Source organism: Croceibacterium xixiisoli, assembly GCF_009827305.1.
GTDB classification, from domain to species: domain Bacteria; phylum Pseudomonadota; class Alphaproteobacteria; order Sphingomonadales; family Sphingomonadaceae; genus Croceibacterium_C; species Croceibacterium_C xixiisoli.
The window spans coordinates 1,798,337-1,821,978 of record NZ_WTYJ01000001.1 but is presented as its reverse complement, the minus strand read 5'-3'; the positions used below and the strand labels follow the sequence as shown (position 1 = coordinate 1,821,978).

Below are 23,642 nucleotides of genomic sequence, written 5' to 3'. Positions count from 1 at the left end.
CGAGTGCCAGGGGCACCCGGGCAGGATCAGTACACCCGCTTCTTCGGCTTGATGTAGCTGGCGTCGTCGGTCAGCGTGTATTCGTGGACCGGGCGGTAATCGAGGCGGACCTCGCCACCCTTGCCGCCCCAGCCGTTGAACCAACTGGCGGTGTGCTTCATCCAGTTCGCATCATCACGATCGGGGAAATCCTCATGCGCGTGGGCGCCGCGGCTTTCCTTGCGGTTGTGCGCGCCATGCAGCGTCACCGTCGCCTGGCTGATCAGATTGTCGAGTTCGAGCGTTTCGATCAGATCGGAATTCCAGATCAGCGAACGGTCGGACACGGCGACGTCTTCCATCCGCTTGTAGATCTGCGCCAGTTCGGTCTTGCCTTCGGCCATCAGCTCGTCCGTGCGGAACACGGCGGCGTGCTTGCTCATGCAGCGTTGCATGTCGGTGCGCAGGGCTGCCGTGGGCGTGCCGCCCTTGGCGTTGCGGAAGTGATCGAGGCGGGTCAGCGCGAAATCGGCGCTGTCCTTGGCCAGTTCTTCCTGCGCCGCACCGGGCTTGAGCAGTTCCTTCAGACGATGACCCGTCGCGCGGCCGAAAACCACGAGGTCGATCAGCGAGTTGGAACCCAGGCGGTTGGCGCCATGGACCGAAACACAGGCGGCTTCGCCAACGGCGAACAGGCCCGGCACCACGGTTTCCGGATCGCCATTGGCGCCGATGGTCATGACTTCGCCATGATAATTGGTCGGGATTCCGCCCATGTTGTAATGCACGGTCGGCACCACGGGGAGCGGCTGACGGGTCAGATCGACGCCGGCAAAGATCTTGCCGCTTTCGGTGATGCCCGGAAGACGTTCTGCCAGGATCGCCGGATCGATGTGATCCAGATGCAGATAGATGTGATCCTTGTTCGGACCGACCCCACGCCCTTCACGAATTTCCAGCGCCATCGAACGCGAGACGACGTCGCGGCTGGCGAGATCCTTCGCGGACGGGGCATAGCGCTCCATGAAACGCTCCCCTTCCGAATTGGTCAGATAGCCGCCTTCACCGCGAGCACCTTCGGTGATGAGCACGCCGGCGCCATAGATGCCGGTGGGGTGGAACTGCACGAATTCCATATCCTGCAGCGGCAGGCCCGCGCGCAGCACCATGCCGCCACCGTCGCCGGTGCAGGTGTGGGCGCTGGTGGCGGTGAAATAGGACCGGCCATAGCCGCCCGTCGCCAGCACCACGGCCTGCGAGCGGAAGCGGTGAATGGAACCATCGTCCATGCAGATCGCAATCACGCCGACGCAGCGATCGCCCTGCATGATCAGATCGATGGCGAAATATTCGATGAAGAAGTCCGCATCATACTTCAGGCTTTGCTGATAGAGCGCGTGAAGCATGGCATGGCCGGTACGGTCGGCAGCGGCGCAGGTGCGCTGCACCGGCGGGCCTTCGCCCATGTTCTGCATGTGGCCGCCGAACGGACGCTGATAGATCGTGCCATCGGCATTGCGGCTGAAGGGCACGCCGGCATGTTCCAGCTCATACACCGCATTGGGTGCTTCCCGGACCATGTATTCGATCGCGTCCTGGTCACCCAGCCAGTCCGACCCCTTGACGGTGTCGAACATGTGCCACTGCCAGTGATCGGGCGAATTGTTGCCCAGGCTGGCAGCGATGCCGCCCTGCGCCGCCACGGTGTGGCTGCGGGTCGGGAACACCTTGGTGATGCAGGCCGTCTTCAGCCCGGCTTCGGCCGCGCCCATGGTGGCGCGCAGGCCCGAACCGCCGGCGCCGACAACCACGACGTCATAGATGTGATCGATGATCTTGTACGATGCGCCGGACATCAGGCTGCCCCCCCCAATGCAATGCGCGCAATGCTGATGACACCGAATGCGCCGCCACCGAAGGCAGCGAAGTTCAGCACGGCCAGGGCCGCAAAACGGTTGCCCGCGTCAGGCAGGTAATCCTCGATCAGCACCTGCAGGCCCAGCCGTGCGTGCCAGAAAGTGGAAATGACCAGCAAGGCCATGGCCGAGGCCGAAACCGGGTGCCGCAGCCATTCGATGACGGTGCCATGCGCAAGATCGGGCAGCAGCACCAGCGAAACGATGAAATAGCCAACCAGCAGCAGATTGCCGACCGCCGTGAAACGCTGCAGCAGCCAGTGATGCGCGCCCGAATGAGCCGAGCCAAGACCGCGTACGCGGCCCAGTGAAGTTCCGTTACCCACGTTGCGCCCCCTTACAGCAGCACGATCGCGGCCCAGAAGGCCACGGTAAGGATGAAGCCGATGGCGATCGATCCGATCGACCAGCCACGATTGGTCTTCAGTTCATAGCCGGCGCCGATATCCATCACGAAGTGGCGCAGGCCCGAAGACATATGGTTGAAAAAGGCCCAGCTGATGCCGACCAGCACCAGATAGCCGATCGGGCTGGTGGCCGCGTTGGTGAATGTGGCGTAGGCTTCCGGGCCGCTGGCAAGCGCGCCCAGCCACCAGAGCAGCACTGGCAGTGCGACGAAGGCCATCCCGTCGCCGGTAACGCGGTGAAGGATGGAAACCAGCATGTGCGGCCCCCATTTCCAGATCTGGAGGTGCGGTGAAAGCGGGCGGTTGGCCATGGCATGTCCCGTTGATTTTGTATGCGCCCCCTCTAGCGAATGTTGCCGGGGAGGCAACCCGCGCCCTGCCCACATCCCCCCTATGCCGGAGGCTGTGGCATGATTAGTACATATGACATGGCACAGATTCTGCTCACCGGATCCAGCCGCGGGATCGGCAGCGCCATTTCCGCAGCCCTGCGCGCCCGTGGCGCCCATATCATCGGCCATGCCACCAGCGCAGTCGATGCCAGCACGATTGCGGCCGATTTCGCCGATCCGCCATCGCCACAGCTGCTGTGGGATGAAGCCATGGAACGCAGCGGAGGCAGCATCGACGTGCTGATCAACAATGCCGGGCTGTTTTCGGCCAACCCGATCGATCTGTCCGACATTGCCTGGCTGGATGGATGGGAAGATACGCTGCGGATCAATCTGACTGCCGCTGCACAATTGAGCCGGTTCGCCATCCGCCAATGGATCGATCGCGGCCAGCCCGGACGGATCGTCCACATCGCCAGCCGCGCCGGCCATCGCGGCGATTCGCCGGCGCATTGGCACTATGCCGCAGCCAAGGCCGGGCTGCTGGCGCTGCACAAGACGATCGCGCGGGCCTATGCGGCGCAGGGCATATTGAGCTTTGCCATTGCACCCGGATTTACCGACAGCAGCGAGGGCGAGGATTATCTGGCCAGTCGCGGCGGTCCCGCGCTGCTGGCGGATATCCCGCTGGGGCGCGTGGCAACCCCGGCGGAGATTGCGGCCATCGCCAGTTTTTGTGCCCTGGAAGCGCCCGCCAGTATGACCGGCGCCACCATCGACGCCAATGGAGCCAGCTATGTCCGCTAAGAAATGGGCCGCACCTGCGTTGCTGGCATTGGCGGCCTGCACCGCGAATGGCGATCAGGCCGCGAGCACGACGGCGCAAGCTGCCACCACCCTGCCCGCCGCGACTCCGGTGGCGCAATATCTGGCGGCCTGCGAAGGCCGTGACGGTTGGAGCGATGCAGCGCCGCCGGTGCGGCTGTTCGGCAATGTCTATCAGGTCGGCACCTGCGGCATCACCGTCCTGCTGATCGTTTCGACAGACGGCAATGTGCTGATCGATGGGGCGATGGACGACGCCGCGCCATCGATTGCCGCCAATATCGAAGCTTTGGGGCAGCCGCTGGACAGTGTGAAATGGATCGTGACCAGCCATGAGCATCTCGACCACGTCGGTGGCGTGGCCGAACTGCAGCGCCGCACCGGGGCGAAAGTGGCGGCGCTGGCCGCCGGGCAGGCTTCGCTGCGCAGCGGCAAGGCCAATCCGGTCGATCCCCAGGCGTTCGGCCTGCCCGATTTTCCGCCCATCCGGATCGACCGGACGCTGACCGATGGCGAGGTGCTGACGATCGGATCGCTGGCGATCACCGCGCATGCCACCCCGGCCCATACGTCGGGATCGACCAGTTGGACCTGGACGTCGTGCGAGGGGGCGCAGTGCCGCAAGATCGCCTATGCCGACAGCGCCACCACGCCCGTAAGCGGCGAGTACAGCTTTGCCGACCACCCCGACTATGTGGCGCAGGTTCGCCGAGGGTTGGCCGCGATCACGGCGCTGGACTGCGACCTGCTGATCACGCCGCATCCGTCGGCGAGCGGGCTTTATGAACGCCTGTCTGCCAATGCTCTTGCCGAGACGGGGGCGTGCCGCGCATATGGCGCACGCGCGACGCAGGCATTTGACGCCAGGCTCGCGGCCGAAAAGGAAAAAACCGGACAATGAGCTGGAAGCTGGTGGCATTCGCGCCCAAGGCCGTCGTGCAATCCGCCCTCGCCGCGCATGAGGAGCGGGAAGACTGGGATGAGGAAATCATCCTGACCGGATCGGAAGTGGCCGAACATCTTCCTGACGACTGGCAGCTGGACGCCTATATGCCGCGCCGCCCGCTCAAGGCTGACCGGCTGGCCGTGGCATCGCTGTTTGCCGATGGCGCGCCGGAACTCAAGGCGGAAAAGCTGCCCGAAACCGACTGGGTCGTCGAGACCCAGAAGATGGTCCAGCCGATCCGCGCCGGGCGGTTCCATGTCCACACCCCCGATTATCCGGCGGAAGAGGCCGAGGGCGTGATCGATTTCACGATCCCGGCCAGCCAGGCCTTCGGCACCGGGCAGCATGCCACCACGGCGGGATGCCTGACGATGCTGGATGCGATGAAGCGCAGCGGGCTGGTGGTGCGCAATTGCGCCGATATCGGCACCGGCACCGGCCTGCTGGCCTTCGGCGCGCTGGCGCTGTGGCCGCGTGCCCATGCCATTGCCAGCGACATCGACAAGGTGTGCCTGCCGGTGGTGGAAGGCAATGCCGCGCTCAACGACATTGCCATGGGCAGCGGCGCGGGGCAGTTGACCATGGTCATCGCCGAAGGGCTGGATGACGATCAACTGCAGACCAGCGCGCCCTATGACCTGCTGATGGCCAATATCCTGGCCGGCCCGTTGGTGAGCCTGGCCGGGGAATTTGGCTGGGCGGTGGCGCCGGGTGGATCGCTGTTGCTGGCCGGGCTGCTGGAAACGCAGGAAGCGGCAGTACGCGCGGCTTATCGCGCGGCCGGGTTCCGGCTGGCGGCGCGGATCGTGAACGGCGACTGGTCCATCCTCTGGCTGCGCAAGCGGGCGACATTTGCCTGATGCGCATCGCCCGCCTGATTGGACGGTGGGCAGCGATCGCGCTCGGCTTGATCCTGTTGCTGGCGGCTTTGTTCGCGCTTTCCGGCTGGATCGGCAGTTCCATTGCCCGCAATGATGAGTGGAAAGAGCCCGCCCCTGGCACGCCGGGCTCGGTCGAGATCATGGTCGAGACCAATGGCGTTCACACCGCGCTGGTGCTGCCGCTCGTAACGGCTGATAAAGATTGGCGCGGCGATTTTCCCGCCGGCGATGTGCAGGCCGTTCGTGCCTATACCCATGTCTCGATCAGCTGGGGCGAGAAGGAGGTGTTCATCAACACGCCGACCTGGGCGGATCTGTCGCCCATGACAGTGCTGCGCATCATCGGCATTGGCGGGGATGGCCTGCTGCATATTGCGCATTACGAACGCCCGGCCGCCAGCCCCAATCTGCGCCCGCTGCGCCTGACCGGGGCCGAATATGCGCGGCTGGTTGCCGCGATCGAAAAATCCCTGCCGGTCGAACCGCGCGTCCGCTACCCCGGCTATGGCCGGCAGGACGTGTTCTATGATGCGCCGGGCCGCTACACGATCACGAACACCTGCAATCAATGGACCAGCGATGTACTGGCGACCGCAGGTGTCCGGATCGGCAGCTGGACGCCGCTTTCCGGCGGGGTGATGAAATGGATCGAGAGCCCGCAGTGAAGACTGGTCAGATCGCATGCGGTTCTGGCAGTGATCCTGTGGCATGACCATTTTCATCTACATCGGTGCCGCGCTGGCCGAAATCGCCGGTTGCTTTGCCTTCTGGGCCTGGCTGCGGATGGACAAGTCACCGCTGTGGCTCGTGCCGGGCGTTGCCTCGCTCTGCCTGTTTGCCTGGCTGCTGACGCTGGTGGATGCCGAGCATGCCGGGCGCGCCTATGCCGCCTATGGCGGGATCTACATCATATCGTCGGTGATGTGGCTGTGGCTGGCCGAAGGCGCCCGGCCCGATCGCTGGGATATCATCGGGGCGTGCGTGTGCCTTGGCGGAGCGGCGCTGATCCTGTTCGGGCCACGCAGCTGATCAGCCGGCGGCCTTGACGATCTCTGCCCAGGCCGCCTCGTCAATCACCTCGATCCCCAGTTCGGTCGCCTTCTTCAGCTTGCTGCCTGCGCCCGGCCCGGCGACGATCAGATCGGTCTTGGCGCTGACCGTGCCCACCGCCTTTGCGCCCAGCCGTTCGGCCTGCGCCTTGGCTTCGTCGCGGCTCATGGTTTCCAGCTTGCCGGTAAACACCACGGTCTTCCCGGTGACGGCGCTGGCGGTGGTCTGCACCTCGTAACGCGGCGGGGTCAGTTCGCTCAGCAGATCGTCCCACACGTTCACATTGTGCGGTTCGTGGAAGAAATCGCCCAGCGCCTCCACCACCACCGGCCCGACGCCATCGATGCTGAGCAGGCTGGCGACCGCCTCCTCATCCCCGGCGCGGGCGCGTTCGGCGATATTGCGCAGGGTCGGCAGATCGTGGAAATTCTTCAGCAGATCGCGCGCGGTCACCGCCCCGACATGGCGGATGCCCAAGCCGAACAGCAGGCGGGCGGCATCGGGCGAACGCTTCGCCTCGACCGCTGCCAACATGTTATCCACAGACTTGTCCTTCCACCCGTCCAGCGCGCAAAGCGCATCGCGTCGCTGACGCAGGCGGAAGATGTCGGCCGGGCTTTCCAGCCAGCCGAGGGCGAAGAACTGGTCGATCGACTTTTCCCCCAGCCCTTCGATATCGAGCGCCGGGCGGCCCACGAAATGCTTGAGCCGCTCGCTGCGCTGGGCCGGGCAGATCAGCCCGCCGGTGCAGCGGATATCCACCTCTCCCTCGGCCGCCACCGCTTCGCTGTCGCATTGCGGGCAATGATCCGGAAACAGATAGGGCGTGCGCGCCTCTTCCCGGGTCAGGTTTTCCACCACCTGGGGGATTACGTCACCCGCACGCTGGATCACCAACCGGTCACCCGGGCGCACGCCCAGCCGGGCGATTTCATCGGCATTGTGCAGCGTCACATTGGTAACCGTCACCCCGCCCACCAGCACCGGCGCGAGGCGGCCGACCGGGGTCAGCTTGCCCGTGCGACCGACCTGGATATCGATCTGTTCCAGCGTGGTTTCGGCCCGTTCGGCGGGAAACTTGTGCGCCATCGCCCAGCGCGGGGCCTTGGCCACGAAGCCCAGCCGCTGCTGCAGATCCAGCCGATCGACCTTGTAGACGACGCCGTCGATTTCATAGGGCATACCGGCGCGGCGCTCACCGATCTGGCGATAATGCGCCAGCATCTTTTCGACATTGGCACACAGGGTCAGCTCGGGCGAAATCGGCAGGCCCCAGCTTTTGATGATCTGCATCACCTCATGCTGGGTCTCGCCCGGAACATGCGACGCGGCACCCCAGCCATGGGCCCAGAATTTCAGCGGGCGGCTGGCCGTGACGCTGGCATCCTTCTGCCGCAGCGATCCGGCGGCGGCATTGCGCGGATTGGCGAATTGGCGAACTCGGGCCGGATCGAAAATCTCTCCCCGTGTCTCTGCGTGGGTACGGCCTTCTTCCATCAACCGGGCGTTGAGCGCCAGGAAGGCGGCGCGGTCCATATAGACTTCGCCGCGAACCTCGAACACATCGGGCGCGCCGCTGCCCAGGCTTTGCGGGATATCGCTGATGTGCTGGACATTGGCGGTGACGTTTTCGCCCACCTGACCATCTCCGCGGGTGGCCGCCAGTACCAATTGCCCCTGCTCATAGCGCAGGGAACAGGACAGGCCGTCGATCTTGTCTTCGGCGGTGAAGGCGAGCGGATGATCATCGGCCAGTGCCAAAAAACGCCGCACGCGGGCGACGAATTCGGCCACCTCTTCATCGCTGAAGGCATTGTCGAGGCTCATCATCCGCTGCGTATGGGTAACCTTGGCCAGGGGCGAAGCTGCCACTTCATGGCCGATGGCAGAACTGGGACTGTCTGCACGGATCAGATGCGGATAGGCCGCCTCCAGCTCCGCGTTGCGGCGGACCAGCGCGTCATATTCTGCGTCCGACACCTCCGGCGCATCCTGCAGATGATACAGCCGGTTATGGCGGGCGATCTGCCTGGCGAGCCGCATCAGTTCATTGGCGGCTTCGGCTTCAGAGGCGGTCGATGGCGTTTCAGGCGTGTCCATGCCCCATCCCTAACCGCTCCGCCGCAGCGGTTCCACCAGCTTTCGCCGATGCTCGACAGCGCCGCGACGGCAGCCTATTCCCCCGCCATCGGATAGCGTGTTTCGAGGGGAATCGGGATGAAGCGCGGACTGTTTCTTGGCATGGCAGGCATGGCCATGGCGCTGATGGCAACCACCGGTGCGCAGGCGCAGTTCGGCGGGCTTGGCCGAGTTTTGGGCAGCGTGGCGAAAGAAGTGGGGGTTCCGAACTTCCTTTCTGGCCCGCAGCCTGTTTCCACCAGCATCAAGGATGCCACTTTTGCCGATCCGTCCCGCGACGGATTTGATGCTGGCACGGCACAGGCGCTGACCAGCCTGAACCGCAATGACAAGGGCGGCTTTGTCCTCGCCCCTGGCCATTACACCATGCTCGCGCAAAGCTATTGCCTGCATGCTGGCACCCATGGGCCGAGCGGCGGCGACGGCTATCTCTACGCCCCGGTCAAGGGTTCGGCGGAAGATGCGGTGATTGCTATCCTGCAGAATTCCAATGCGCATCCGGAGATTGCCCAGCGCGATATCCAGCAATTGCTGTGGGCGATCGTGGCGCGGGCCAAGTTCGAGGATCTCGACAACCGGCTGAAGCTGGTTGCCGGGCAATTGCTGACCACGCGGCAGCTGGCATCGCTGAACCGCAATGCGCTGTCGATCCTGACCAGCAGCGAATTGTCCAGCGTTACCGGTGGTTTGCCAGGCCCTCTTCGCACGATTGTCGAAGCCGAATCGCAGCTGCGCGGGATGCTGTCCAGCGGATCATCCAGCTATGAGGATATGGAACGCGTGGCCGTGCTGGCCGGTGTCGCGCCGATGGGCGCGGGCAGTGTCGATGTGCCCGCGTCGCGGTGGAGCCGGCATCCGGATGGCTATTGGGTCCGCTATCGCCCCAATGGCTACACCAATACTCATGTCGATATCTTCGTGGAAGCCAACAGCAGTGCGGTCGGCAAAGTCTATGATCCGGGCAAGGCCATTGCGGTTCCGGGCAATACATCGCGTCAGCGGCTGGCGCAGTCTGGCCGCGTTTACACCGGATAATTCCGGGACAGGGATCTGAAAAAGCGCCGTGTTAACAACGGCGTTTTTTCACCTGTTCACACGCCTTCGAGCAGCCTGTCGGCCTGTGCCCGGGCTTCGCTGGTGATTTCCGCGCCGGAAAGCATACGCGCGATTTCTTCCTGGCGGCCGGCGGCGTCGAGCAGGGCGACCGAGGTGCGGGTGACCGTGCCTTCGCTGGATTTGGCGATCATATAGTGCTGGCTACCGCGCGCCGCGACCTGCGGGGAGTGGGTGACGGCGAGCAATTGGCCGCCGCCCGCGCCATTGTTGGTGGCCAGGCGGGCGAGCCGTTCGCCGATCGCGCTGGCGACGGCGCCGCCGACTCCGCGATCGATTTCGTCAAAGATTACAGTGGCCGCGCCGCCCTGTTCGGCCAAGGCGACCTTCAGCGCGAGGATGAAACGGCTGAGTTCGCCGCCGCTGGCGATCTTGGCCAGGGGGGCGAAATCGGCGCCCGGGTTGGTGGCGATCAGGAATTCCACCCGGTCCATGCCATGCGGGCCCCATTGGTCTTCGGGGAGGATCGCGACGGCCGTCTGGAAGCGTGCCGCGTCCAGCTTCAAGGGCGCCAGTTCACGCGCCACCGCCGCATCAAGACGCGCTGCCGCCGCATGGCGACTGTTGTGGAGCGTTTCGGCATGGGCACGATAGGCGGCGCCGGCGGCCTGTTCGGCGCGCTCCAGATCGACCAGCGCGGCATCGCCGGCTTCGATGGCATCGAGCGCGGATTGCATTGCCTGCATCCGCAGCGGCAGATCATCGGGCTGGCAATTGTGCTTGCGCGCCAGGGCCCGCAGTTCGAACAGCCGGGTTTCGATCCGGTCGAGTTCCGCCGGCTCGAACGCAAGCGCCAGACCGGCGGCTTCGAGCTTTTCTTCCGCCTCGCCCGCTTCGATCACGGCGCGGTCCAGCGCGGCCAGCGCTTCGGCCAGGAGCGGGTGTTCATCGGCCACGCGATCCAGCCGGCGGGCGGCACCACGCAGCAGCGCGAGGGCCGAATCCGACCCATCCCAGAGCGAGCGCAGACCATCGAGATCGCCGGCGAGCTTTTCGCCCTTCTGCATATCGGCGCGCGAGAGGGCGAGGCGTTCCTCCTCCCCCGCTTCGGGTTGCAGCGTGGTCAGTTCGGCAAGATGGGCCTGGAGCAGATCCTGCTCCGCGCGGGCCTGATCGATGTCGGCCCGGGTGCGGGCCAGTTCATCGCGCGCCGCCTGCCAATGCTGCCAGGCCTGCACGACATTGTCTGCATCAGCAGCAGCGTAGCGATCGAGCAAAGCGCGATGGGCGCGCGGATTGACCAGGCCGCGATCATCATGCTGGCCATGGAGTTCGACCAACGCGCCGGACAGTTCGCGCAGCAGCGCGACGCCGACCGGCTGATCATTGACGAAGGCCCGCGATCCGCCATCGGCCTTGAGCCGGCGCCGGATGATCAACGGTTCGCCCGGTTCCACATCCACTTCGGCATCGGCCAGGGCCGTGCGAACCTGGGCAGGAAGCTGTGCGAATTCGAAGCTGGCGGTGACGCTGGCCTGATCCTCCCCCGCCCGCACCAGCATGGATTCGGCGCGATTGCCGAGCACCAGGCCGAGTGCGTCGAGCAGGATCGACTTGCCCGCGCCGGTTTCGCCTGTGAGCACGCCGAGACCGGGTGCAAAATTCAGGTCCAGCGCTTCGATCAGCACGATGTTGCGGATGGAAAGGGCAGTCAGCATGTGTGCATGCTCTTACCCCAAGCCCCATCGCGCGTCACGCGGGCAGACATGCTGACTGCCCGTTTCGCGATCAGATTTCGCTCGGGGCCTTGTCCCGCATCAGATTGTAGGCGCGATCATACCAGCGGCTGCCGGGATAGTTGGCGCCGAGCACGGCAGCATAGCGCTTGGCTTCTTCCGGAACGCCCAGCGCGAGGCTGGTTTCGGTCAGGCGGAACAGTGCCTCAGGCGCATGGCTGGTGGTCTGGTAATCCTTGACCACATTCTGGAAGCGAATCTGCGCCGCCAGCCAGCGACCGCTGCGTTCGTAATGCCGACCGATTTCCATTTCCTTGCCGGCCAGATGGTCGCGCACGAGGTCAATCTTCAACCGCGCATCGGCCGCATAGCGGGTTTCGGGATAGCGGCGATTGACTTCAGTCAGCGCAGTCAGCGCCTGTTCGGTGATCTTCTGATCGCGTTCCACGTCGCTGATCTGTTCGTAATAGCACAGCGCAATCAGGTAGAAGGCGTAAGGTGCGTCACGGTTGCCAGGGTGGATCGACAGGAAACGCTGGGCGTTCTGGATCGCCTGATTGTAGTTCTTCTGCGAATAATAGGAAAACGCGCTCATCAACTGGGCGCGGCGGGCCCAGGGCGAATAGGGGTGCTGGCGTTCCACTTCGTCGAACAGCGCGCCGGCCACCCGAACATCGCCGCGATCGAGCCGATCCTTCGCAGCCGCATAGAGCGATTCGACATCGCGGGCGACATAGGCGGTTTCGCGCGGGCCGCCCTTCGATCCGGATGCACATCCGGTCAGAGTCACGGCGGCCGCACCTGCGGCAAAAACGGCAAGCCTGAAAGGCGAACGAGCGGTCATGCGTCGCCTATAGCCAGCGCAGGCGTGAACGCCAAGTGAAGCAAATCCGCCTTTGCGAAATCCTGTGAAATCCCGTTCCTTGCCGCTGGCCCCGCCCCGTATCATTCCCAGAACGCCACAGAGCGCACTTCGATGCTGGAACGCGGCTTCGCATGGGCAAAGCTGCTGTCGTTGAAGGCGCTGTGCGGGCAGCGCCAGGTGCGGGCGTGATCGCTGTCGTGAAACTTGAAGAGCAGGATATCATCGGGCTGCATGTTGGAGAAATACCACCAGCGATGCTGCGGGCTGTAGCAGGGGATGGTCGCGGCGATCATGTTCTCTTCCCCTTCGACCGGGGCGGTCAGCGCATCGCCGGTGGGAAATTCATCGACCACGAACAGCGTGTTGCTCTTCTCCTCCCCACCGAAGCTGGTGCGCCCGTCGCACAGGGCGAGCGGCACATCCTGCGGACCGGGTGAAAAGCTGCGCCAGTAGGAACTGATCAAGAAGCGCTTGTACCCCGGGCCATCGGGGAAATTCTTGCGATAGGTGAAATCGGCCATGCGCTGCGACGTAGGGGTGTTGAGATCGACATGAGCCTCCCCCGCAGGGGGCTGGACCCCGCCTGTGTGCTGGTAATTTTCGACCTTTTCCTGCTTGTGGCCGGTCAGATCCTCGCTGGTGCGGACCATCCAGCCGCGTGCCACGACCTTGTCTGCGCCGGTGAGCTGGCGGATGTGGTTTTCCACTTCCCGCTCATAGATGCCGTCCACCTCCGCCTTGTCATGGAAATCACGCACGGCAGTGCCGTTCTTCGCGATCATGAAGCCATGCACATCGAGCTGGAAATGATCGCGGATCGGCATGCCGTCGCGAATGGTCACCTCATGATCGGAATAGGTGCCGGTGTTGATCTCATCCCCCTGGCTGACATAGCGGCGGGTAATGAAATCACCGGGATCGACATAGCGGATCAGGGCGCGGGTGCTGCGCACGCTGTCTTCGATCGTCGCGGTATCTGCTGCCGGTGCAATGCTGGCCATCAGGCTCTCCCAATTTTGTTCTCTTGCTGCGGGATGTGCCATGGCCGGGCCATGCCCGACAAGAGGGATGCCAAAACCGGACGCGGAAGGGCGGCATGGACCGCCCTTCCCGCCGATCAATAACGGAAGCTGACGCCGATGCGGACATTACGGCCCGGTTCGGGCAGGCCGGCGACGATCTCGTAATCGGGAATGGCAGAGTAATCGCCCACACTGGCGTGCGCGCGATATTGCACATCGAACAGATTGTAGACCGCCAGTTGCAGTTCGATCAGGTCCGAAGCGAAGGGCTGCCAGCGGCCGAAGAGATCGACCACGGTGTAGCCGGGCTTGTCGATGAACTGGGTGTCGGTGACATAACCGAGTTCCTTTTCCCTGAAGAGCACCTCGATATCATCGAGGGATTCCTGCCGCGTGAGCGTGGCGCGCAGGCCGAGTGCGGGTGATGGATCATAAAAGGCGCTGATCGCCCAATTGTCACCGACCGAATTGCCCAGGGCGATATGTTCATAGCCTTCGATCCGGTTGCCATTGAGGCGCGAATCATAATGGTTGAAGTAACCTTCGACCGAGAACGGCCCGGTGCGATAACCGGCGCGCAGTTCGACCCCTTCGGCCTTGAAGCTGCCGACATTTTCGTAAAGCGTGGCACCGCCCAGCTGATCGAGCACCACGTCACGGATCTTCGTGCGGTAATAAACGGCCGAGGCGGTGATCCCGTCCCGATCATATTTCACCCCGCCTTCGATATTTTCCGCCTGTTCGGGTTGCAGGCCCGGAGCCAGGGAAGGTGTGCCGGGGCGCTGTTCCAGCGTGAAGGCATCGCCGATTTCCTGGCCGCGGAACGCCTCGGCATAGCCGGCATTGAGCGAGAGTCCGGGGAGCACTTCAAAGGTAGCGCCGCCGTTGAAGCTGACGCCATCGCTCTTCGCACCATTGTCATAGGTGATCTGATCGAGATCGTAGGAATCGTAACGCAGACCGAAGCTGATCAGCAGCGGATCGATGACCCGCCAGTGATCCTGAAGATAAAGCCCGATCAGCGAACCTTCTTCACGGAACAACCCGACATCGGGCGACCATGCCCAATCCTGCCACACAGCCGGCGCGGCCAGATATTGACTGACGACCCGGTCCAACCGGTGTTCGACCCCGGCGGTGATGTCGTGATTGGCCAGCCGCAGGCGCCCGCGCAGATCGAAGCCCCAGCTTTCGATATCCGCGCCATAGAGGCCCCAGCGGTCATAGCGATCCTGGGTCATTTCCGACCGGGTCCAATAGCCGGTTGCTTCGACCCCGGTGCCGGGAGCCGCTTCATAGCCGTAATTGGCGATCGCCGTCTTGCGCACGCCTTCAACGGGAAACAGCCGCGCCCCTTCCAGCACCGGCCAATTCGGTCGCTGGCCAAACGCTCCTTCTTCATTGCGCTGTTCATAGCTGATCGTCAGGCGATGCCCGTCGCCCAGTTCCCCGCCAATCTTGACGAAGCCGAGTTGCTGCTTGGCCGAGGTGCCGCGCAGCGTGGTGCCATTGCCGTCCTGAAAATCATTGCGATCGACATGGACGAAGGAACCGAGCAGGCCGATGTCGCCGGTCAGCCGGCCGTAGACCGTGCCCGACAGCTTGTAGCCATCATTGCTGAACCAGCTGCCCCGCGCGATGGCGCCGATTTGCCGCCCGTCGATCAGCAGATCGGTTGGATCGACCGTGCGGAAACGGATGGCGCCGCCGATCGCGCCGAAGCCCGAGGTGGCTTCGCCCGCCCCGGCCTGGACATCGACGCTTTCGAGCAGTTCGGGTTCGATGCTGACCCGGCCGACATGGTGGAACAGCGTGCCGCGCTGCGGGGCGCCGTCGATCGTGACGTTGAGCATCGAATCCTCGAGCCCGCGGACGTAGATTTTCTGGGCAATGCCCAACGATCCGCCCACCGTTACCGACGGCTCATTGCGGAACAGATCGCTGAGATCGTTCGCCTGGATCAGCTGGATGTCCTTGCGGTCCAGTGCCGTGTCGGTCAGCGCACCGACCACCACGATGGGCGCGGAATCGTCGGTTTTGGTTTGTACGGCATCCTGCGCTGCAGCCGCTGACGGCAGGACAAACATGACGACGCCGGCGAGCAGCGCGGCGCGTGTAGCGAAACAGTTCATTCGGGGCCTCCCTCTGGTAAGCGAGGCCGTTCGTTAATTGCGACTGAATGTCAATAGCGGCATGACCGAAGTCATGCCTCTATTCGTCACCCATGCGCAGGGCTGCGATGAAAGCTTCCTGCGGGATCGACACATTGCCGTATTCGCGCATCCGGGCCTTGCCCTTCTTCTGCTTGTCCAACAGCTTCTTCTTGCGGCTGATGTCGCCGCCATAGCACTTCGCGGTCACGTCCTTGCGCAGCGCGGCGATGGTTTCGCGCGCAACGACCTTGCCACCGATGGCAGCCTGGATCGGGATCTTGAAGAGATGGCGCGGGATCAGATCCTTGAGCCGTTCGCACATGTGCCGGCCGCGCGCCTCTGCAACGCTGCGGTGAACGATCATGCTGAGCGCGTCGACCGGTTCATTGTTCACCAGAATGTTCATCTTCACCAGATCGCCTTCGCGCAGGCCGATCTGTTCGTAATCGAAGCTGGCGTAGCCGCGGCTGATCGATTTCAACCGATCGTAGAAATCGAACACCACTTCGTTGAGCGGCAGTTCATAGGTCGCCTGCGCCCGGCCACCGACATAGGTCAGATCGGTCTGGATGCCGCGACGATCCTGACACAGTTTCAGGATCGAGCCGAGATATTCGTCCGGCGTGTAGATGACCGCCTTGATCCAGGGTTCCTCAATCAGTTCGATGCGGCTGGGATCGGGATAATCGGCCGGATTGTGCAGCATGATTTCGCGAGCGTCATCATTGCGCGATTTGCCCAGCTGGATGCGGTAAACCACTGACGGTGCAGTGGTGATCAGATCGAGATCATATTCGCGGCTGAGCCGTTCCTGGATGATTTCCAGGTGCAGCAGCCCGAGGAAGCCGCAGCGGAAACCGAAGCCGAGCGCCGCGCTGGATTCCATTTCGAACGAGAAGGAGGCGTCGTTGAGCCGCAGCTTGGCAATGCTTTCGCGCAGCTTTTCAAAATCGGCGGCATCGACCGGGAACATGCCGCAGAACACGACCGGCTGTACTTCCTTGTAGCCGACCAGCGCCTCTGTCGCGCCGCCCTTGACCGTGGTGATCGTATCACCGACGCGGGCCTGTTCGACTTCCTTGATCTGTGCGGTGATGAAGCCGATTTCGCCGGGGCCGATTTCAGGCAAGTCTGTCCGCTTCGGGGTGAAGCAGCCAACGCGGTCAACCAGATGGTCGGTGCCGCCCTGCATGAACTTGACGTTCAATCCCTTGCGGATCACGCCATCGATCACGCGGACCAGAATGACCACGCCGAGATAAGGGTCGTACCAGCTGTCGACCAGCATCGCCTTGAGCGGTGCATCACGGTCGCCATTGGGCGGAGGAATCTTGGCCACCACCGCTTCGAGAATGTCTTCGATGCCAATGCCGGATTTGGCGCTGGCGAGCACGGCTTCCGAGGCATCGATACCGATGATGTCCTCAATCTCTGCCCGTACCTTTTCCGGCTCGGCGGCGGGCAGATCGATCTTGTTGATGACCGGCACGATTTCATGATCATGCTCGATCGACTGGTAGACATTGGCCAGCGTTTGCGCTTCGACGCCCTGCGCGGCATCGACCACCAGCAAAGCGCCCTCGCAGGCGGCCAGGCTGCGGCTGACTTCATAGGCGAAGTCGACGTGACCCGGCGTATCCATCAGATTGAGTTCGTAGGTCTGGCCATCCTTCGCCTTGTAGGACAGGCGCACGGTCTGTGCCTTGATGGTGATCCCGCGTTCCCGCTCGATATCCATATTGTCGAGCACCTGATCGCTCATTTCGCGGTCGGTCAGGCCGCCGGTGAACTGAATCAGCCGGTCTGCAAGCGTGGACTTGCCGTGGTCGATATGGGCGATAATGCTGAAATTGCGGATGCGTGCCAGGTCGGTCATCCGCCGCCCTTAGCGCCAGCTTCTGCCTCTGTCAGCATCTGACCATAGTTATGCGGCACGGATCGATGCCGGAAGCATATCCACCTGCATGAAACGCGGGATGGTGGCATAGCCGGGCCGTTGTTCCGGGCGATGCTGATAGCCTGCCGGCAGCGCCTGCAAAGGCAGACCGGCGGCGGCTATCAGATAGGGTGAGGCGCGATGGCGGGTGCACAGACCATCCGCCCCGTCGCTGATCAGATGGGTTTCGAATTCAAGCCCCTGGCTGGCGCCATGCGATCGGCGGACTGTCGCCACGACCAGCTGGCCATCGCCCAGATCCAGCACCAGATCGGTCCCCACCGGCACGTCCAGCAGACCTTCGATGAGGGCGCCCGAGCGGGACAGGTTGCGCAGCACCGCCTGATAGCGATGGTTTTCATGCACCACGCCGACCTTGCGGAAAAGCGTGCGCCGTTCCGCCCGATATTTCGCCGGCCCCACCGGGTGATATTCAAAATCCCCGACCGCCAGTTTCGAAAGGACATCGGCCTGCGAAACCGCGCGCGAATAGATGAAGCCCTGCACCGTCTTGACGCCCAGATCGCGTACGACCTCGAGTTCGTCCATGGCCTCCACCCCTTCGACGGTGGTATCCATGTCGAGCGCTTGGGCCAGCCTGACGACGGCGCTGATGATGGCGGCGTTGACGGAGCCGGGTTCGGTGCAACCGCGCACGAAGCCGCGATCGATCTTGATCTTGTCGAAGGTGATCTGCCGCAGCGAGCCGAGCGAAGAATAGCCGGTGCCGAAATCATCGAGCGCCAGCCGCACGCCGATTTGCCGCAATTTCGCAATCACATCCTCGACAGCGGAGAGATTGCCCATGAACACGCTCTCGGTCATCTCGAGTTCCAGCAGATGCGGATCGAGACCGCTGTCGGCGAGCGCGCTGCTGACCATTTCCGGCATGGCTTCGGATGTGAACTGGGCGGCAGACACATTGACGGCGACGCGAATCCTGCCGGGCCATTTGGCTGCATCCTGACAGGCACGGCGCAGGGCCCATTCGCCCAAAGGCCCGATCAGATCGCTTTTTTCGGCGATGGGGATGAACTTCGCCGGGCTGATCATGCCGCGCACCGGGTGATCCCAGCGCATCAGCGCTTCGAAGCAGACGACCTTGTTGTCTTTCGCCCCGACGATCGGTTGATAATGCATGGCCAGCTGGTTGCCGGCCAGCGCTTCGCGCAGATCGTCCTCTATCTGGCGTTCCTGCTGTACGGCATCCTTCAGATCATTGGAATAAAAGCGATACTGGCCCCTGCCCGAGCTCTTGACCGCATCGAGCGCGAGAGACGCGCTCTTGACCAGATCTTCCGCCTCCACCCCGTCATAGGGGGCGATGGAAACGCCCATCGATACGCCGACCACGGCCCGCCCATCATTCAGCGTATAAGGCTGCGACAGCATCTGGATGATGCGCAGCGCCAGATCGCCCAACGTGCCGCGATCGTCACAATCGGGCAGCAGGATCTGGAATTCGTCAGCCCCCAGACGGCCGATTTCGGCGCTGTCGGGCACGATACGCTGCAGCCGCTGGGCAGCCTGGCGCAAGAGATCATCGCCGCCCAGCATGCCCTTCGCCTCGTTCACCTGTTTGAACCGATCGAGATTGAGCGTGAGCAGGGCGCAACTGCGGCGTGCCGCCCGGAAGCTGGCCAGCATCGACGCCAGGCGCAAGTTCATGCGATTGCGGTTGGCCAGGCCCGTCAGCGCGTCGACCACCGCCATGCGCGAGGAATCATGCTGTTCCTGATAGCTGCCGGTGATATCGCGGGCGCTGCCCCGATAGCCCTGAAAATTGCCGTCTTCGTCGGTCAGCGGCCTGCCCGACAGGGCCCAGAATGCCTTGCCCCGCGCGGTCATGATCCCCACCGGCCGATCGGAAAAGCGGCTGTGGGCATTGAACAGGAAATTCAACGACCTTGGCGTGTGGTCGCGGATGGCATCCTGCAGATCATCGACCATGGCGAGGAAAGGCTGCCCGACAACAGAAGCGCCGGCCGGCAGCTTGTGCTGCGCATTGGGGGAGAGATAAACCAGCGTGCCGGCCGCGTCGGTGGCCCAGAACCAGGCGAGATCGCCCTCTTCCATCAGATCCAGCATGGCGAGCCGATCGACCGGATTGCCCGACCCGGTCGGCGCGTCAGCCGCCGGCGTTGCCGCGCTGCGCACGCCCAGCCCCTTGAGCAGCCCCTTCATCGGGCCCCTCCCGATGCGGCGACGGGCTGGGGCGCCCTGCCCTGAACGGCAGAAATGCGGCCGCTTTGATCATGTTTGAGCGGTGCGGCGAATTCGACGCCCAGCCGGTCTTCCTCGCTCCAACGCGCAGTGGCCGTAACGACGACCCCATCCGAGACATGCAGCTGAAAGATCGTGCCCACCGGCACGTTCCACAATCCTTCGATCTGGGCCCCGGTCAGCGAGATATTGCGGATGGTGCCATTGTAGAAGGTGCCCTGGTGATCGAGCACGACCTTGCGCAGCATGGTCTGGCGCGGTGCGCGCGTCGAACGCGGCCCCTGCGCCACGGCCGTCAGCCCGGTCAGCAGACGCTGGGTGGCATCTTCCGCGCGGATGGGCCGTTCATAGATGAAGCCCTGCACATGGCTGCAACCGTGCATGCGGACCAGGTCGAGTTCATCCAGGGTTTCCACCCCCTCCGCCGTGGTATCCATGCCCAGCGAGTGGGCCAGGCTGGTGATGGAAGCGATGATGGCGCCGTTGCGGCTGTCGGCCTCCGTCGCGCCGCGCACGAAGCTCTGATCGATCTTGATCTTGTCGAACGGCGCCTTCTTCAGATAGCCGAGCGAGGAATATCCGGTGCCGAAATCATCGAGTGCCAGCCGGACACCGACCCGCTTGAGCGCGGCGAACATGGCGTCGGTACCCTCATCATCGGACAGAAACACGCTTTCGGTGATTTCCAGTTCCACCCGCCCGGGATCGACGCCCGCCCGCCTGATCGCGCTGGAGACCACGCTGGGCAGTTGTGGATTGGCAAACTGCCTGGCCGATACGTTGACGGCCACGCGCACATCTTCGGGCCAGCGCGCCAGATCCTGGCAGGCCGTGCGCAGCGCCCATTCGCCAATTTCGTCGATCAGCCCGCTTTCTTCGGCAATGGCCACGAAGCGGGACGGCGGAATCCAGCCCTTTTCCGGGTGAAACCAACGCAACAACGCCTCAAAGCCGCAGATCGTTTCCGACTGCATCGACACGAAGGGCTGGTAATAGAGTTCAAACTGCCGATGCACGACCGCATCGCGCAGATCCTGTTCCAGCTGCGCCTTCTCCTCCGCTTCGGCGTGGAGATCCTCTGCATAGAAGTGATAGCGCCCGCGACCACCATCCTTGGCCGCATAGAGCGCAAGATCGACGTTCCGGATCAATTCGTCGCTGGTGCTGCCGTCTTCCGGCGAAATGGCGATGCCGACCGAGGCGCCGATGATGACCCGCTGGCCATCGATCGAATAGGGTTGCGAGAGCGAATGGATGATGTCCTGCGCCAGATCGACCAAAGCGGTGCGCTTCACCCGGCCCGGCAATATGACCTCGAACTCATCGCCGCCAAGCCGACCGACCTGGCCCATCTTGCCAACCGAGCGCTTGAGCCGCTGCGCCACCTGCTTGAGCAAGGCGTCACCCGCTGGATGGCCCATCGTATCATTGACCTGCTTGAAGCGGTCGAGATCGAGCAGCATCACCGAACAGGCACGATGATGATCCTGCCGGGCGGTCAGGATCTTTTCCAGCGTCTGAGACATCTGGAAACGATTGGCGAGCCCGGTCAGCGAATCATAATGGGCCAGACGCGAGGCATGTTCCTGGCTGCGCTTCTTTTCCGTCAGATCGGTGCCGGAGCCGCGGAAGCCGACGAAATTGTCGAAATCGTCATAGACCGGGCGGCCGCTGACCGACCACCAGCGCTCTTCCCCATCGACCGCCGCGCGGACCGGCAGTTCCTGAAAGGCGGAGCGCACGGACAGGTGGAACATCAGCGTGCGTTCCCCCTCCTGCCCGGTATGCGCAAGGTCGAACAGGCCGGCCAGCGGACTGCCGATCAGCTTGTCCGGCGTGGAGCCGAGCGTCTTGGCGGCGGGCGCGGAGATATAGGTCAGTTGCGACCGGCGATCGGTTTCCCAGAACCACCCCTGCCGCGTTTCCTCATAATCAGCCAGAATATCGCGCGCGCGCGTCTGCATCCGTTCACGCGCCTGCAGTTGCTCTTCCAGCATGCGCTGTTCGCTCAGCTGTTCGCGGCTGACGAGAATGGCCTGGATCGCAGCGACGGCCAGGGCAAACATCGCCGGTACCGATGCCGTCGTCAGCACGGCCGACAGCCACAAGGCCAGTTGAGAGGCAAAGATCACGCCCGGATGCCGCCGCAGATAGGCCGAAGCGAGACAACCCACCGTCAGCAGCGCAGCCAGAGCGGCATCCCAGGGTATACCGCCCGAAATCGCCCAGCGGGTAATGCCCATGCCGAACAGATACATCGGCACGACAACGACCAGCGCTACGCCGGCCGCGCGCAGCTTCTCGCTGCCACCCAGAATACGGTCATGAACCCAGCGAATCGATGATGCCAGGGCGACCGAAACCATCAGTGCCATCAGCACATCGAGCGGCGGCACCACCCCCGTGATCGCAATCGGGAAGGTGGCCACGGCAATCATGCAAAGCACGACATAGGACCAGCTGCGCGGGATCCAGCGACGCGATTCCTCCACCCGGTTGAAGATCGGCGTGCGCGGCAAAGGCCTGGATTTGCGCCGCACATCCTTGCGTCGATCGAGCGCAGGCGGGATCGGCGGAACCGGTGACTGACCGGCAGGATCGGCACCAGCCGGCGCTGTGGCGCGCGGCGTGACCTCCTGTGCGGTTTCAGTGGAATTGTTCACCGGGGACATCCGCCCCCCATGCCCGGCGATTTTTGAAAAATCAGTTAAGTATTTGCGATTTTACAAGTTTCGCGTGCCCCTTGCGGGGGAACGAAGACGGCGTAGACTGCGTTGAAAACGAAAGCCAACAGCGAGAGGATGTTCAGACATGCGGCATGTGGCAATCATCGGATCAGGGCCTGCAGGCTATTACACCGCAGAAGCCGCGCAAAAAGCGTTCGGCAGCGATGTCCAGATCGATATCTTCGATCGTCTGCCCAGCCCCTATGGCCTGATCCGGTCCGGTGTCGCGCCAGATCACCAGCCCATCAAGGATGTAACGCATCGTTACGAGGATGTGGCCTTGTCCGACAACGTCCGCTTCGTCGGCAATGTCTCGATCGGCAGCGATGTCTCGATTCCCGAGCTGCAGGATCTGTATGATGCGGTGATTCTCGCCACTGGCGCGCCGTCCGATCGCCCGCTGGATATTCCCGGGCATGAACTGGCCAATGTGTTCGGCAGTGCCGCCTTCGTCGGGTGGTACAATGGTCACCCGCAGTTCGCCGAGCTTGCGCCCGATCTGTCAGGGAAGACCGCCGTGATCATCGGCATGGGCAATGTGGCGCTGGATGTTGCCCGCATATTGGCCAAGGCACCGGAGGAATTCGCCGGCAGCGATATCGTCAGCCATGCACTGGATCGGCTGCGGCAGTCAAAGCTGGAACGCATTGTGATCATCGGCCGGCGTGGACCGCACCAGATCATGATGACACCCAAGGAACTGGGTGAACTGGGCCATCTGCAGCGCGCCACGCCCGTGGTCCATGCCGACGATCTGCCGCCGGCGGACACGGATCATGCGCTGGACCCAGCCCACCGCAAGTCGCTGGCGCATCTGCGCGCCTTCGCCGAAACAGGCGATGGCGATGCGAGCAAGCCGGTGAAGGTGGAATTCGTGTTCAATGCGATTTCCACCGCCCTGATCGGCGAAGATGGCATTGAGGCAATCGAACTGGAACGCACGCAGACAGTGGACGATCTGGCGGTTGGCACCGGCGATGTGTTCCGAATTCCTGCGGACCTGCTCATCAGCTGTATCGGCTATCGCAGCGTGCCCATTGCGGGCGTTCCGTTCGACGAGGCGGCAGGACATTTCGCCAATGTCGACGGGCGGGTGGCGCCGGGCATCTATTGCGTCGGCTGGGCGCGGAGAGGACCATCGGGAACCATCGGCACCAATCGCCCGGATGGCTATGCCATCATCGATCGCCTGGTCGAGGATATCGATGCGGGCGTGATCGGTGCTGCCGATCGTCGGGGTCGCGCAGGCTTCGATGTGCTGGCGCAGGCGCGCGGGCTTGATGTGGTGACTTTCCGCGACTGGAAAAAGATCGAGGAGGCGGAAGAACACGCCGCCCGCACGGGCGCGCCGCGGGAAAAATTCGTGGATGTCATGGACATGATCAAGGCCCGCAACTGAGCCCGATGTAATCGGCATATTGGCCAGCCGGCAAACCCGGCCTGGCCAATATGC

General features: G+C 63.3%; 18 protein-coding genes. 7 read left to right on the top strand and 11 right to left on the bottom strand.

The features are described from left to right. Positions 1 to 26 precede the first annotated feature (26 nt). The 3 genes from sdhA to sdhC are packed head-to-tail and all read right to left on the bottom strand — an operon-like array spanning position 27 to position 2,613. Complete coding sequence (gene sdhA, locus GRI97_RS08780; protein WP_161390658.1) at positions 27 to 1,835, bottom strand: succinate dehydrogenase flavoprotein subunit; 1,809 nt, start codon at positions 1,833 to 1,835, stop codon at positions 27 to 29. Next, a complete protein-coding gene (gene sdhD, locus GRI97_RS08775; RefSeq protein ID WP_161390657.1) occupies positions 1,835 to 2,221 on the bottom strand; it encodes a succinate dehydrogenase, hydrophobic membrane anchor protein in 387 nt (128 codons plus the stop codon). The genes sdhA and sdhD overlap by 1 nt, the downstream gene beginning before the upstream one ends. Before the next feature lie 11 nt (positions 2,222 to 2,232). After that, complete coding sequence (gene sdhC / locus GRI97_RS08770; RefSeq protein WP_161390656.1) at positions 2,233 to 2,613, bottom strand: succinate dehydrogenase, cytochrome b556 subunit; 381 nt, start codon at positions 2,611 to 2,613, stop codon at positions 2,233 to 2,235. A 117-nt stretch (positions 2,614 to 2,730) separates the two neighbouring features. Between sdhC and GRI97_RS08765 the strand changes: the two genes are divergently transcribed. Genes GRI97_RS08765 through GRI97_RS08745 form a run of 5 tightly spaced genes read left to right on the top strand, consistent with a single transcriptional unit; the run spans position 2,731 to position 6,315 of the window. Next, positions 2,731 to 3,441, top strand: coding sequence for an SDR family NAD(P)-dependent oxidoreductase (locus GRI97_RS08765; RefSeq protein ID WP_161390655.1), 711 nt, complete (start codon positions 2,731 to 2,733; stop codon positions 3,439 to 3,441). Then, a complete protein-coding gene (bla, locus tag GRI97_RS08760; RefSeq protein ID WP_161390654.1) occupies positions 3,431 to 4,360 on the top strand; it encodes a subclass B3 metallo-beta-lactamase in 930 nt (309 codons plus the stop codon). Before GRI97_RS08765 ends, bla begins: the two co-directional genes overlap by 11 nt. Further along, positions 4,357 to 5,265 (top strand): 50S ribosomal protein L11 methyltransferase, encoded by a 909-nt coding sequence (locus GRI97_RS08755; protein ID WP_161390653.1) that lies wholly within the window; start codon positions 4,357 to 4,359, stop codon positions 5,263 to 5,265. Before bla ends, GRI97_RS08755 begins: the two co-directional genes overlap by 4 nt. Next, entirely contained in the window at positions 5,265 to 5,951 is a 687-nt protein-coding gene (locus GRI97_RS08750; RefSeq protein ID WP_161390652.1) for a DUF2459 domain-containing protein, read from the top strand. Before GRI97_RS08755 ends, GRI97_RS08750 begins: the two co-directional genes overlap by 1 nt. A gap of 43 nt (positions 5,952 to 5,994) precedes the next feature. After that, a complete protein-coding gene (locus GRI97_RS08745; protein WP_161390651.1) occupies positions 5,995 to 6,315 on the top strand; it encodes a YnfA family protein in 321 nt (106 codons plus the stop codon). Here the strand turns inward: GRI97_RS08745 and ligA are convergent, their stop codons facing one another. Continuing rightward, positions 6,316 to 8,436: an NAD-dependent DNA ligase LigA gene (gene ligA, locus GRI97_RS08740; RefSeq protein WP_161390650.1), complete on the bottom strand. Its 2,121-nt coding sequence runs from the start codon at positions 8,434 to 8,436 to the stop codon at positions 6,316 to 6,318. Between the two features lie 117 nt (positions 8,437 to 8,553). Between ligA and GRI97_RS08735 the strand changes: the two genes are divergently transcribed. Beyond that, complete coding sequence (locus GRI97_RS08735; RefSeq protein WP_161390649.1) at positions 8,554 to 9,510, top strand: hypothetical protein; 957 nt, start codon at positions 8,554 to 8,556, stop codon at positions 9,508 to 9,510. A gap of 56 nt (positions 9,511 to 9,566) precedes the next feature. Here GRI97_RS08735 and recN read toward each other — a convergent pair whose 3' ends face one another. From recN to GRI97_RS08700, 7 genes are all read right to left on the bottom strand, one after another. Continuing rightward, positions 9,567 to 11,246, bottom strand: a complete 1,680-nt coding sequence (gene recN, locus GRI97_RS08730; protein WP_161390648.1) for a DNA repair protein RecN — start codon at positions 11,244 to 11,246, stop codon at positions 9,567 to 9,569. Positions 11,247 to 11,316: 70 nt separating this feature from the next. Then, entirely contained in the window at positions 11,317 to 12,108 is a 792-nt protein-coding gene (locus GRI97_RS08725) for an outer membrane protein assembly factor BamD (RefSeq protein WP_161390647.1), read from the bottom strand. A gap of 101 nt (positions 12,109 to 12,209) precedes the next feature. After that, positions 12,210 to 13,130 carry a CmcJ/NvfI family oxidoreductase gene (locus tag GRI97_RS08720; protein WP_202392609.1) on the bottom strand — a complete coding sequence of 307 codons (921 nt, stop codon included), beginning with the start codon at positions 13,128 to 13,130 and terminating at the stop codon, positions 12,210 to 12,212. A gap of 116 nt (positions 13,131 to 13,246) precedes the next feature. Then, positions 13,247 to 15,283 carry a TonB-dependent receptor plug domain-containing protein gene (locus GRI97_RS08715; protein ID WP_161390646.1) on the bottom strand — a complete coding sequence of 679 codons (2,037 nt, stop codon included), beginning with the start codon at positions 15,281 to 15,283 and terminating at the stop codon, positions 13,247 to 13,249. A 79-nt stretch (positions 15,284 to 15,362) separates the two neighbouring features. Beyond that, positions 15,363 to 17,180 (bottom strand): translation elongation factor 4, encoded by a 1,818-nt coding sequence (gene lepA, locus GRI97_RS08710; RefSeq protein WP_161390645.1) that lies wholly within the window; start codon positions 17,178 to 17,180, stop codon positions 15,363 to 15,365. Positions 17,181 to 17,228: 48 nt separating this feature from the next. After that, the gene (locus GRI97_RS08705; RefSeq protein ID WP_161390644.1) at positions 17,229 to 19,424 is read right to left on the bottom strand and encodes a putative bifunctional diguanylate cyclase/phosphodiesterase; all 2,196 of its coding nucleotides are present in this window, start codon (positions 19,422 to 19,424) and stop codon (positions 17,229 to 17,231) included. Continuing rightward, entirely contained in the window at positions 19,421 to 21,901 is a 2,481-nt protein-coding gene (locus tag GRI97_RS08700; protein WP_161390890.1) for an EAL domain-containing protein, read from the bottom strand. Before GRI97_RS08700 ends, GRI97_RS08705 begins: the two co-directional genes overlap by 4 nt. A 373-nt stretch (positions 21,902 to 22,274) precedes the next feature. On the opposite strand from GRI97_RS08700, the gene GRI97_RS08695 reads away from it, so the two are divergent. Further along, positions 22,275 to 23,588 carry an FAD-dependent oxidoreductase gene (locus GRI97_RS08695; protein ID WP_161390643.1) on the top strand — a complete coding sequence of 438 codons (1,314 nt, stop codon included), beginning with the start codon at positions 22,275 to 22,277 and terminating at the stop codon, positions 23,586 to 23,588. Positions 23,589 to 23,642 lie beyond the last annotated feature (54 nt).

Excerpts from the sequence above, each read along its gene's own strand:
- lepA (WP_161390645.1), bottom strand. The coding sequence starts at position 17,180 with ATGACCGACCTGGCACGCATCCGCAATTTCAGCATTATCGCCCATATC.
- bla (WP_161390654.1), top strand. The coding sequence starts at position 3,431 with ATGTCCGCTAAGAAATGGGCCGCACCTGCGTTGCTGGCATTGGCGGCC.
- sdhC (WP_161390656.1), bottom strand. The coding sequence starts at position 2,613 with ATGGCCAACCGCCCGCTTTCACCGCACCTCCAGATCTGGAAATGGGGG.
- GRI97_RS08735 (WP_161390649.1), top strand. The coding sequence starts at position 8,554 with ATGAAGCGCGGACTGTTTCTTGGCATGGCAGGCATGGCCATGGCGCTG.
- GRI97_RS08715 (WP_161390646.1), bottom strand. The coding sequence starts at position 15,283 with ATGAACTGTTTCGCTACACGCGCCGCGCTGCTCGCCGGCGTCGTCATG.
- GRI97_RS08700 (WP_161390890.1), bottom strand. The coding sequence starts at position 21,901 with ATGATTGCCGTGGCCACCTTCCCGATTGCGATCACGGGGGTGGTGCCG.
- GRI97_RS08765 (WP_161390655.1), top strand. The coding sequence starts at position 2,731 with ATGGCACAGATTCTGCTCACCGGATCCAGCCGCGGGATCGGCAGCGCC.
- GRI97_RS08705 (WP_161390644.1), bottom strand. The coding sequence starts at position 19,424 with ATGAAGGGGCTGCTCAAGGGGCTGGGCGTGCGCAGCGCGGCAACGCCG.
- GRI97_RS08755 (WP_161390653.1), top strand. The coding sequence starts at position 4,357 with ATGAGCTGGAAGCTGGTGGCATTCGCGCCCAAGGCCGTCGTGCAATCC.
- ligA (WP_161390650.1), bottom strand. The coding sequence starts at position 8,436 with ATGGACACGCCTGAAACGCCATCGACCGCCTCTGAAGCCGAAGCCGCC.
- GRI97_RS08725 (WP_161390647.1), bottom strand. The coding sequence starts at position 12,108 with ATGACCGCTCGTTCGCCTTTCAGGCTTGCCGTTTTTGCCGCAGGTGCG.
- GRI97_RS08750 (WP_161390652.1), top strand. The coding sequence starts at position 5,265 with ATGCGCATCGCCCGCCTGATTGGACGGTGGGCAGCGATCGCGCTCGGC.
- GRI97_RS08695 (WP_161390643.1), top strand. The coding sequence starts at position 22,275 with ATGCGGCATGTGGCAATCATCGGATCAGGGCCTGCAGGCTATTACACC.
- GRI97_RS08720 (WP_202392609.1), bottom strand. The coding sequence starts at position 13,130 with ATGGCCAGCATTGCACCGGCAGCAGATACCGCGACGATCGAAGACAGC.
- sdhA (WP_161390658.1), bottom strand. The coding sequence starts at position 1,835 with ATGTCCGGCGCATCGTACAAGATCATCGATCACATCTATGACGTCGTG.
- GRI97_RS08745 (WP_161390651.1), top strand. The coding sequence starts at position 5,995 with ATGACCATTTTCATCTACATCGGTGCCGCGCTGGCCGAAATCGCCGGT.
- recN (WP_161390648.1), bottom strand. The coding sequence starts at position 11,246 with ATGCTGACTGCCCTTTCCATCCGCAACATCGTGCTGATCGAAGCGCTG.